Here is a 4,242-nt window from a genome sequence, read left to right as displayed (position 1 = left end):
GTGTCGAACAGACGCTTGACGACGCCTTCATTGCCGATCTGGGCAATGACCTGGCGGCGGGCGTGCAGGTCGCCACGCTTGCCGAGCGTCACCAGCTTCTCGACGATCGGACGCAGGTCCTTCGCCTTCGGCAAGGTTGTGACGATCTGCTCGTGCTCGAGCAGCGACACGGCGAGGTTGGCGAACATCGACTTGCGATGGCTAATGCTTCGGGCGAAGCGGCGGCCTTTGAAACCGTGGCGCATGGCTCTTTTCCTTCTTCAGTTGTTCAAGAGGCCGCGGCCTCTGATGGTTTTCCGCATGACCGTCGGATCGAGCGGCCCACGCCGCCGATCCTTGGAATTCATGCTCAATATTGGTCTTCGTAACGCTTGGCGAGGTCTTCGATGTTTTCCGGCGGCCAGTCCGGCACTTCCATGCCGAGGTGCAGGCCCATCGCCGCCAGGACTTCCTTGATCTCGTTCAGCGACTTGCGGCCGAAGTTCGGGGTGCGCAGCATCTCGGCCTCGGTCTTCTGGATCAGGTCGCCGATATAGACGATGTTGTCGTTCTTCAGGCAGTTGGCCGAACGCACCGAAAGCTCGAGTTCGTCGACCTTCTTGAGCAGCGCCGGGTTGAAGGCGAGCTCGGTGACGGCCTCGGCGGCGACTTCCTTCTGCGGCTCGTCGAAGTTGACGAACAGGCCGAGCTGGTCCTGCAGGATGCGGGCGGCGAAAGCCACTGCGTCCTCGCCGGTGATCGAACCGTCGGTCTCGATCGTCATGGTCAGCTTGTCATAGTCGAGAACCTGGCCCTCGCGGGTGTTCTCGACCTTGTAGGAGACCTTCTTGACCGGCGAATAAAGGCTGTCGACCGGGATGAGGCCGATCGGCGCGTCTTCGGCGCGGTTGCGGTCGGCCGGCACGTAACCCTTGCCGGTGTCGACGGTGAATTCCATGCGGATTTCAGCGCCTTCGTCCAGCGTGCAGATGACGTGGTCGGGGTTGAGGATCTCGACGTCGCCAACCGTCTGGATGTCGCCGGCAAGAACCGCACCCGGTCCCTGCTTGCGAACGACCATGCGCTTGGGACCATCGCCTTCCATGCGGATGGCGATTTCCTTGATATTCAAGACGATGTCGGTCACGTCCTCGCGCACACCGGCGATGGACGAGAATTCATGTAGAACGCCGTCGATCTGCACGGCGGTAACAGCCGCACCGCGCAGCGAAGACAGAAGCACGCGGCGCAGCGCGTTGCCCAGCGTCAGGCCAAAGCCACGCTCGAGAGGCTCGGCGACCAGCGTGGTCAGCGTCTTCTTCTTCGACGAGAACTCGATCTTGTTCGGCTTGATCAGTTCCTGCCAATTTTTCTGGATCATGATGCTTTCCTTCCGTTGACCCGCCACCATCCAATCGTGGCGGGCGACCTGGAATGCCGCGGAGGAGCGCCCAAGGGGGCTCGCGCGGCGTTCGGTAAATGCTTAGACGCGACGCTTCTTGCGCGGGCGGCAGCCATTGTGCGGGATCGGCGTCACATCACGGATCGAGGTGATGGTGAAGCCGGCCGCCTGCAGGGCGCGCAGTGCCGATTCACGACCGGAGCCGGGTCCGCAGACCTCGACTTCGAGCATGCGCATGCCGTGTTCCTGGGCCTTCTTGGCAACATCCTCGGCAGCCATCTGGGCAGCGAACGGGGTCGACTTGCGCGAACCCTTGAAGCCCTGGGCACCGGCCGACGACCAGGCAATCGAATTGCCCTGTGCATCGGTGATGGTGATCATCGTGTTGTTGAAGGTCGAATTGACGTGGGCAACGCCCGACGAGATATTCTTGCGTTCGCGACGGCGAACACGAGCGGCTTCCTTGGCCATGATAGTCCTTTCAGTTGATCTCTACACCGCCGTAATGCCAGCGGCTCCACCTTCGTAAGGGAGTAGGGGAATAGGGCAGCAAGGGAGTAGGGAAAAATGCGACCCGACTGGCGGGCATTCCCTACTGCCTTACTCCCCTACTCCCTTATTCCCCTAAAAAAATTACTTCTTCTTGCCGGCGATCGACTTGGCCGGGCCCTTGCGGGTGCGCGCATTGGTATGCGTGCGCTGGCCGCGGACCGGCAGCGAGCGGCGGTGACGCAGGCCGCGGTAGCAGCCGAGGTCCATGAGCCGCTTGATGTTCATCGAGACTTCGCGGCGCAGGTCGCCTTCAACCTGGTAATCGCGATCGATGGTCTCGCGGATCTGCAGCACTTCCGCATCGGTCAGCTGGTTGACGCGGCGCTCGGCCGGGATGCCGACCTTGTCGACGATCTCCTGGGCGAACCGCTTGCCAATGCCGTGAATGTACTGAAGCGCAATGACAACGCGCTTGTTGGTCGGAATGTTGACGCCGGCTATACGAGCCATGTTCTTCCCTTCTCCATGTGGGCCGGCCAATCCTCAAAAACAAGGTAGGCTCGGCGCTGTCTTAAGTTGCCCCGCGTCCGGTGGAGGCCGGCCCATGCGGGAGTTTCCAGTTCAATGCGGCTGCCCTGCCCTTGCGGACAAGCAAAGCTCATGCCTGATAGGAAGACGGGCCGCCATACCGCAGCGAACCGCCTCCGTCAAGTGCAATCGTTAATTTCCCCGCACCGCGTCCTTGAGCACCGCTTCGATCTGTTCCGTCACGGCGTCGATATCGGCCATGCCGTCGACACTGCGGAGCTTGCCCTTGGCATAGTAGTAGCCAATCAGCGGCGACGTCTTCTTGTAGTATTCTCTCAAGCGCTCTTCGAACACGGTCGGATTGTCGTCCTTGCGAACGGGAAGGCCGGCGGCCTGCGCCTCGTCGGCGCGTTTGACGATCCGGCCAACCAGGGCCTTGTCGTCGACCACGAGTTCAATGACGGCGTCGAGCCCCTGGGAGCGATCCGACAGCATCTGCTCGACCGCATCCGCCTGCACCAGGGTCCGCGGATAGCCGTCGAGGATGAACCCCTTGGCGCAGTCGGGCTGATCGATACGCTCAGCGACGATCGCGTTGACGATCGCGTCGGACACCAGTTCACCGGCATCCATCACCGCCTTGGCGCGCTTGCCAACCTCGGTGCCTGCCTGGACGGCAGCACGCAGCATGTCGCCCGTCGAGAGCTGGGGTATGCCGTGTTTTTCTACCAGTCTTTGTGCTTGCGTCCCCTTGCCCGCTCCTGGCGGCCCAAGCAATATCAACCTCATCTGGCTTTCTTCCCCCCGCGCAGCTTCGACTTCTTGATCAGGCCTTCATACTGGTGCGCGATCAGGTGACCCTGAATCTGCGCAACCGTATCGAGCGTGACACTGACCACGATCAGAAGCGATGTGCCACCAAGGTAGAATGGTACGCCAGTCGCCGAGATCAGGAACTCCGGCAGCAGGCACACCAGCACCAGATAGATGGCGCCGACGACGGTGATGCGGGTGAGAACGTAATCGATATAATCGGCGGTGCGCTCGCCCGGACGATAGCCCGGGATGAAGCCCGAATGCTTCTTGAGCTGGTCGGCGGTGTCCTTCGGGTTGAAGACAATCGCGGTGTAGAAGAAGGCGAAGAACACGATCATCGCCGCATAAAACAGCATGTAGAGCGGCTGGCCGTGGCCGAGCGAGGCGAGCACGGTGCTTGCCCACGCCGGCAGGTTCGTCGTCTGCGAGAAGCCGGCGACGGTGGCCGGCAGCAAAAGCAGCGACGAGGCAAAGATCGGCGGAATGACGCCCGACGTGTTGAGCTTCAGCGGCAGATGCGAGGTATCGCCCTGGAACATCCGGTTGCCGACCTGGCGCTTCGGATACTGGATCAGCAAGCGGCGCTGGGCGCGCTCGAAGAACACGATGAGCGCAATGACGACGATAGCCAGCACGATGATCGCCAGGATCAGGCCGGTCGACAGCGCGCCGGTGCGGCCAAGCTCCAGCGTGCCGGAGATGGCGTGCGGCAGGCCGGCGACGATGCCGGAGAAGATGATCAGCGAAATACCGTTGCCGATGCCGCGGGCGGTGATCTGCTCGCCCAGCCACATCAGGAACATGGTGCCGCCGACCAGCGTGACGACGGTCGAGATGCGGAAGAACATGCCGGGGTCACTGACGATGCCGTTGCCGCCTTCCAGCCCGACAGAAATGCCATAGGCCTGAACCAGCGCAAGCAGCACGGTGCCGTAGCGCGTGTACTGGTTGATCACCTTGCGGCCCTGTTCGCCTTCCTTCTTCAGCGCTTCCAGTGACGGGATGACCGAGGTCATCAGCTGCAT

The 4,242-nt window shown here is 61.8% G+C and carries 6 protein-coding genes; all 6 read right to left on the bottom strand.

Features of this window, described 5'->3' with window-relative positions:
* Positions 1–245: 50S ribosomal protein L17 (gene rplQ / locus EN925_RS25420; RefSeq protein WP_128337017.1), on the bottom strand; the 245-nt coding region annotated here is incomplete at its 3' end.
* A 104-nt stretch (positions 246–349) separates the two neighbouring features.
* A complete protein-coding gene (locus EN925_RS25415) occupies positions 350–1,360 on the bottom strand; it encodes a DNA-directed RNA polymerase subunit alpha (protein ID WP_013531438.1) in 1,011 nt (336 codons plus the stop codon).
* A 102-nt stretch (positions 1,361–1,462) separates the two neighbouring features.
* Entirely contained in the window at positions 1,463–1,852 is a 390-nt protein-coding gene (gene rpsK / locus EN925_RS25410) for a 30S ribosomal protein S11 (protein ID WP_006205444.1), read from the bottom strand.
* Between the two features lie 162 nt (positions 1,853–2,014).
* A complete protein-coding gene (rpsM, locus tag EN925_RS25405) occupies positions 2,015–2,383 on the bottom strand; it encodes a 30S ribosomal protein S13 (RefSeq protein WP_013531437.1) in 369 nt (122 codons plus the stop codon).
* Between the two features lie 210 nt (positions 2,384–2,593).
* On the bottom strand, positions 2,594–3,190 hold the full coding sequence (locus EN925_RS25400; RefSeq protein ID WP_013531436.1) for an adenylate kinase: 597 nt from the start codon (positions 3,188–3,190) through the stop codon (positions 2,594–2,596).
* A partial coding sequence (gene secY / locus EN925_RS25395) for a preprotein translocase subunit SecY (RefSeq protein WP_128337016.1) occupies positions 3,187–4,242 on the bottom strand: 1,056 nt, incomplete at its 5' end. The genes EN925_RS25400 and secY, both read right to left, overlap by 4 nt.

This window comes from Mesorhizobium sp. M7A.F.Ca.US.006.04.2.1 (assembly GCF_004022915.1).
GTDB lineage: Bacteria > Pseudomonadota > Alphaproteobacteria > Rhizobiales > Rhizobiaceae > Mesorhizobium > Mesorhizobium ciceri.
This window is presented reverse-complemented; position numbering and strand designations above follow the sequence as displayed.